We start from the raw sequence: 2,575 nt of genomic DNA on the forward strand, positions 1-2,575 counted from the left end.
TCTTCCCTAATTGGCAGCACGACACAAGCAAAAAAGCTTTTGTATCTACCTATACATTTAGCTGACAAGCCTAATACTACTATCACAAGTTATCGCAGCTTACCTCCACGTTAGGGCTGAATTTGGCAGATCGAAGCAATGTTGTGGAGCGGGTTGCGATCGCTGGTCCGACGCATTTGTGTGATTGTACAGGCAAGGAGAAATTGACTAATGAAGTCGCGTGCGCCCCTGATTATTGTTGGCGGTATGAGCCGTCGTCGATTCATTCAATATGGATCGCTTGCACTCGGCAGTGGAATTGTTGCAGCCTGCTCCAACAGTGGTAGCGCTCCTTCGGGAACGTCTGCAAGTCCAGGCGCAAGTCCCGTTGCGTCAACTGCTAGCGGTGACGGCATCAAAGTTGGAGTCATGTACTCGACCACTGGCACGATCGCCATCGTTGAAAAATCTCTACAAGATGCAACGTTTTTGGCGATCGAGCAGATTAACGAAGGCAAAGGTCCGTGGTCGGGTAAGCAAGGCATCAAGGGCAAAAAGATTGAGACCGTGGTGGTCAACCCAGACTCTAACTGGGATTTGTACAACCAGATGTCTAAGCGTCTGATTGACGAAGATAAAGTTGTTTGTGTGCTCGGTTGCTACACCTCAGCCAGCCGTAAGTCTGTGCTGCCTGTGTTCGAGGAAAAAGACCGCCTCCTCTACTACCCGGTCTACTACGAAGGAAACGAGTGTAGCTCCAATGTGTTCTACACCGGAGCAGCACCCAACCAGCAGATCACGGACTCCATTCCCTACTGCGCCAAAAACTTCGGCAAGAAAGGCTTCTTCATTGGCTCCGACTACATCTATCCCAAAGAAAGTAACCGGATTGCCAAAGCAGAATTGGTCAAGGCAGGCGGGGAAGTGGTTGGCGATGAATACGCCGCCCTTGGCACTACAGAGTTCATCACGATCATCAACAAAATTAAGCAAGCCAAGCCCGATTTTGTCCTCAGCAATCTCGTGGGCGATAGCATTCCAGCGTTCTACAAGCAGTACAAAGACGCCGGGATTACGGCTGAAGACACGCCGATCATGGCGTACCCCACGACCGAAGAGGAAATTGTGGCAATGGGGGCTGAGTTTGCTCAGGGTCACTACACCAGCTTTAACTATTTCCAAAGTGTTGACACGCCGGAAAACAAAGCGTTTGTGGAGCAGTTCAAGGCGAAGTTTGGTCAGGACCGCGTCACGAACGGAGTGATGGAAGCGGCTTACCTTCAGACGTTCTTTATGGCGCAAGCGATGGAGAAATGCGCAGACGAAGGCAAGGAGCTAACCACGGCAAACCTGCGAGAAGCCACCCGAGGACAAGTCTTTAAGGCTCCTCAAGGCACCGTGAAGATCGATCCCGATAACTACCACACGTACCTCTACTCCCGCATTGGCAAGTGGAAGGAAGACGGGCAGGCGGAGATTGTCTTCACGACAGAAGCGGCAGTCAAGCCGATTCCCTGGAGCCAAGCACTCTACAAAGGACGCGTTTGCGTTCACAAGAAGCCCGACGATCGCAGCAATTCGATCGTGGAAACCAAGAAGGACATTCCGGTTGAGTTGCTCAAGATTTAGTGACGACAGAATCCCTGGTTTCTAATGAAACCAGGGATTCTGCGGAGTGTGTTCTTTGTAGGGGACTTATGAATTTAATTGCGTCGTGGATGATTCTTGCGGCTGATACGCCCGCTAAAACGATCGATCCGATCGCCTTTGCCAATCAGTTGCTGAATGGCATTGGCATTGTGGGAATTTTGCTGCTGACCGGATTAGGACTCGCGATTACGTTTGGCGTCATGCGAATTATTAATTTGGCGCATGGCGAGTTTATTATGCTCGGCGCTTACACCACGTTTGTGTTGCAGCAAGCCTTCAAACTGGACTTGCTGTTAACGATTCCATTTGCCTTTTTAGCGACGGCAGCGATCGGGGCACTGATGGAATTAACCATCATCCGACGACTGTACGGTCGCCCCCTAGAAACCCTATTGGCAACGTGGGGAATCAGTATTGTCCTTCAGGGTGTGATTAAGCTGATCTTTACCGCGCAGCTTAAGTACGTGAAAGCTCCACCCTACATCAAAGGCAATCTCACCCTTTTCAAAAGCGATGCTGGGGCGGTTCAGCTTTCCTTCTACCGCTTATTTGTCATTGCGGTGGCGCTGGGACTGCTGGCTCTAACGGCTTACTTGCTCTACAAAACCAACTTAGGACGGCAGGTAAGAGCGGTCACGCAAAATCGCAGCATGGCGAGATGCTTGGGAGTCAACACGGGGCTAGTAGACATGGTGACGTTCGCTTACGGCTGTGGGTTAGCAGGCGTTGCGGGTTCAGTCATTTCGTCGCTGAAGAGTGTATCGCCGCCAATGGGACAGGACTATTTGGTGGATGCCTGGATGACCGTGGTAACGGGTGGTGTAGACAAGCTGGTGGGTGTGCTAGCGGGTGCGTTTTTGATTGGGCAGTCGAATGCGTCGATCGCTTACCTGCTGAATGACCCAGCCGCACGAGTCATTGTGCTGGCGGCAGTGATTGTCTTGAT

General features: G+C 51.3%; 2 protein-coding genes. Both read left to right on the forward strand.

The genetic code is table 11. The features are described from left to right. The first annotated feature begins 210 nt into the window (after positions 1-210). A complete protein-coding gene (locus tag H6F43_RS01360; RefSeq protein ID WP_190340228.1) occupies positions 211-1,608 on the forward strand; it encodes an ABC transporter substrate-binding protein in 1,398 nt (465 codons plus the stop codon). A gap of 89 nt (positions 1,609-1,697) precedes the next feature. Further along, positions 1,698-2,575, forward strand: an 878-nt coding sequence (urtB, locus tag H6F43_RS01365; protein WP_347272360.1) for an urea ABC transporter permease subunit UrtB, incomplete at its 3' end; no start/stop codon positions are given.

The sequence above is a fragment of the Leptolyngbya sp. FACHB-36 genome, assembly GCF_014695955.1.
Taxonomy (GTDB): Bacteria; Cyanobacteriota; Cyanobacteriia; order Leptolyngbyales; family Leptolyngbyaceae; genus FACHB-36.

Excerpts from the sequence above, each read along its gene's own strand:
- H6F43_RS01360 (WP_190340228.1), top strand. The coding sequence starts at position 211 with ATGAAGTCGCGTGCGCCCCTGATTATTGTTGGCGGTATGAGCCGTCGT.